Genomic DNA, 3,812 nt, shown 5'->3' with positions numbered 1-3,812 from the left:
TCATAATACACTTCGGGAAGAACGAACTGAAAAGGATACATTTTCATCTCCCACTGAATTTACACCCCAGGCGTTTATTTATCCACTGATTTCGGATAACAGTTATCTGACAGATACAGAAACTTCGCCAGGGCATCAGTTAAGTAAGACAGACAGCAAAGCAGCTACCTGTACAGAAGCAGGAAATACAGAATACTGGTACTGCAGTGTTTGCAAAAAATATTTTAGTGATGAAGATGAAAAAAAGGAAATATCTCTTGCAGACACAGTGATTCCTGCGACAGGTCATCAGTTAAGCAAGAGGGATAGAAAAGCAGCTACCTGCACAGAAGCGGGAAATACGGAATACTGGTATTGCAGTGTTTGCAAAAAATATTTTAGTGATGAAGCAGGCACAAAGGAAACGACGCTTGTAGCCACAGTGGTTCCTGCCACCGGGCATCAGTTGAGTAAGACAGAAGGCAAAGCAGCTACCTGTACAGAAGCAGGAAATACTGAGTATTGGACTTGCAATATTTGTGGGAAATATTTCAGTGATGAAGCAGGAAGACAGGAAATATCGCTTGCAGATACAGTGATTCCTGCCACCGGTCATCAGTTAAGCAAGACAGACAGCAAAGCAGCCACCTGCACAGAAGCAGGAAACATAGAGTACTGGAATTGTTCTGTTTGCGGAAAGTATTTTCGTGATAGCGAAGGAAGACAGGAAATATTGCTTGCTGATACAGCAATTCCAGCAGGACATCAGTTGAATAAGACGGATAGCAAAGCAGCTACCTGTACAGAAGCAGGAAATACAGAATACTGGTATTGCAGTATTTGTGAAAAATATTTCAGTGATGAAGCAGGCACAAAGGAAACGACGCTTGCAGCCACAGTGATTCCTGCCACCGGGCATCAGTTGAATAAGACAGACAGCAAAGCAGCCACCTGTACAGAAGCAGGAAATACTGAGTATTGGACTTGCAATATTTGTGGGAAATATTTCAGTGATGAAGCAGGCACAAAGGAAACGACGCTTGCAGCCACAGTGGTTCCAGCAACAGGACATCATTATGGAGAATATCAGTTGACTAAGGAAGCAACTGCGTTGGAAGAAGGTGTTCGTACAGCATACTGCAGCTGCGGTGCATATGTGACTATTGCAGTGCCAGCTCTGACTCCATCCATAAAGCTGAATGTTTCCAGCTTGCGTCTGCGTGTGAAACAGAGATATACAGTGAAAGTGACAGGTCTTGCCAAAGGAGATTCTGTGGTTTCATGGTCAACCGGAAATAAAAAGATTGCCCGTGTATCACAAAAGGGAGTTGTAACTGGAAAAGCAAGAGGAAATACGATTATTACCATCAGGCTTGCCAGCGGGTATACCAAAAAGATGCGGGTATACGTACAAAAGGGAATCGTAAAAACAACGGCTTTAAAGATCAGCAATGCACGGCTGACGCTGAAAAAAGGAAGAAGCTATACTCTCCGTACAACGGTAGCTCCGGTGACTTCTCAGGAAAAAGTAACATTTAAAAGTTCCAATAGTAAAGTTGTATCTGTAAATCCAAAAGGCAAAATATACGCAAAGAAAAAGGGCAGGGCAAGGATTACAGTCCGTTCTGGGAAGAAGAGCCGTGTATGTGTGGTGACTGTGGAGTAGAACAGCTTAGATGGCGAAGGCTATGCTACATTCAAAACAGAAGAATTGTAGAGATGTAGCAGATAGTAACGGATTACTAACTCCCAGGCTGATCATCGCATCTTGAACACTTATGCAATGAATTTGTAAATTGCGATTTACTCAATATCATCAATTTCACTGGCAAAATCATATAAATAACGGCTTACACTATGGCGCTCTTTCCGATCTGATGGAATGAGCGCCATTCCACGTTCAATATGACTGGAAATAGCACCTACAATACTTGGCTCGTCACTGAGACGGAAGCCTTCAGTATCCATCTGGAAAATCCAGGAATTCTGATTGCACCAGCAGTTGACCCTGGGGATCTGGATCTTATCGGAATTTGTAACAAGCACCACATTCAGATTGTCATTTTCTAACAGTGCATCCCCGATATTTCGGAGAGCTTGAGCATAATATCTGTGGTCAACATGAATCGACTGATCGCATAGAAGGCTTAAGCTGGTAGAAATAAAAGGCATCATTGTGCGTCTGATCATGGATTCCAGTCGGAAGATATAGAAAAGGGAGTTTCGGTGACTGCTGTCTGTGTGATTTGTTTTTTCCCTGAATTTTGAATTAATGTCAAGGCACAGAGCAATCTTGTCTTTGCTCACATGGTTGGCCTTTAGAACCTTCTGCATAAGATCCGGTTCTACAGCAATAAAAGCAGGAGCGGACAAAATGGCATAAACAGCCCCTCTTTTTCGGAACTGATAAATGTCATTAACAACATTCACAAACCTCAGAAGCTTATAGTTTCGGAATAAATGATGACAATTATCAAGCAGTTTTCTGACCAGATCCTGATGTTTCAGAATTACAGATGAATTTAAGTATACACAGGACTGAGAAATCATCCGCTGGCAAAATTCACTGGCATATGCTTCATCATGGATCATCCAGATGAAAGAGTCAGCTTCTGCAAAGGTAAGCTCTCCGGGAATATTCATGGCTTCAGCCAAGTCTAACAGGCTGGAAATAGCTGCACGCTGACCTTCATCATCATCGTAGACCCAGGTAGTGGTTTCTGTTCCTTTGTTGGAACAGATTGGGGCGTCTGCATTTGGATGATTCAGGTTTTTGTGCGTAAGTATTTTGACCAGTGTTGCACGCAGAGAGGTTTCATTTGATAAATCTTCCAGAGGATAAAAAGAAAGAATTGCATCTTTCAAAGCATAGTTTTCATCTTCTGTGTTTAAAGAAATAAAAAAATCAACAACATCTGCAAAATAGATGGATTTTGCAGACAGATTTCTGGAACTGGTTTTCCACTTGCTTACAAGACTGGCATCAATATGAAGTGCCTGTGCCATCTGGACAGTAGGGGTATTTGTGTAATTCATAATATAACCAAAAGCAGACTGATTCCTGGCTCCCATACAACTACCGGTTTTACAGGAAAGACACAGTGGGATCTGCCAAGATGGGATGAAAAGATTCCGCTGACTACGCTGGATATTAACAGTGAATGGATGGAAATTGATCCTAAGATCAAACCAAGACCAGACGAGCCGGTGATTCATAAAAAATTTGTTTCTAACTTCTTTGGTACACATCTTGGAGCAACATTAAATTACCTTGGAGTTGACACAGTGATCGTTATGGGCGCTACTGCAGGTGGCTGCGTAAGACACTCCGTTATGGATTCTACAGGACTTGGATTTAAAACGATTGTTCCGGAAGGATGTGTTGGTGACAGAACACCAGGTGTTATCGAATGGAATATATTCGATATGGAAGCTAAATTCTGTGATGTTAAAACTGTAGATGAGGTTGTAGAATATCTGCTTGGAATTGATCCATCAGTATATACAAAACATGCCAGAGCTTTAGATCAGAAATAATGGATCTATAACATTGGATAGTTCATAATTGTTGAATAACTGCGCAGCGCATTCTCGTTACTTCAGTGATGAGTTAGACGCGCAATTTTTATAAAAAATATACAGAACAAATGTTTACTTAAAGAAATACATATGGTATAATACAGACATGGAAAAAGATATATTTAATATAAATAAAAATCAACTTTCATATGGTCGAGGATACGTATATTCTCTGCAGTATCATCTGGTTTAGTGTACGAAATACAGGAAGAAAGTATTAAAAGACGGGATCGACCTGGAATGCAAAAAGATGC

3 protein-coding genes and 1 pseudogene are annotated in these 3,812 nt (G+C 41.1%); 3 read left to right on the top strand and 1 reads right to left on the bottom strand.

Going from position 1 to position 3,812, the window contains the following annotated elements:
* The coding region (locus tag G5B11_RS18285) for an Ig-like domain-containing protein (protein WP_173729284.1) at positions 1–1,645 on the top strand (1,645 nt) is incomplete at its 5' end.
* A gap of 137 nt (positions 1,646–1,782) precedes the next feature.
* Here the strand turns inward: G5B11_RS18285 and G5B11_RS18280 are convergent.
* A complete protein-coding gene (locus G5B11_RS18280) occupies positions 1,783–3,015 on the bottom strand; it encodes a hypothetical protein (protein WP_173729283.1) in 1,233 nt (410 codons plus the stop codon).
* On the opposite strand from G5B11_RS18280, the gene G5B11_RS18275 reads away from it, so the two are divergent.
* Together G5B11_RS18275 and G5B11_RS19805 are read left to right on the top strand one after the other, a co-directional pair.
* Positions 2,968–3,516, top strand: a complete 549-nt coding sequence (locus tag G5B11_RS18275) for an isochorismatase family protein (RefSeq protein ID WP_173729282.1) — start codon at positions 2,968–2,970, stop codon at positions 3,514–3,516. The genes G5B11_RS18280 and G5B11_RS18275 overlap by 48 nt on opposite strands.
* Before the next feature lie 148 nt (positions 3,517–3,664).
* Positions 3,665–3,812, top strand: a pseudogene (locus G5B11_RS19805) (transposase); the annotation flags it as partial.

This window comes from Blautia glucerasea, from assembly GCF_013304385.1.
Classification (GTDB): domain Bacteria; phylum Bacillota; class Clostridia; order Lachnospirales; family Lachnospiraceae; genus Blautia_A; species Blautia_A ammoniilytica.
The sequence above is the reverse complement of the archived record's forward strand: the minus strand, read 5'-3'. Positions and strand labels throughout refer to the sequence as shown.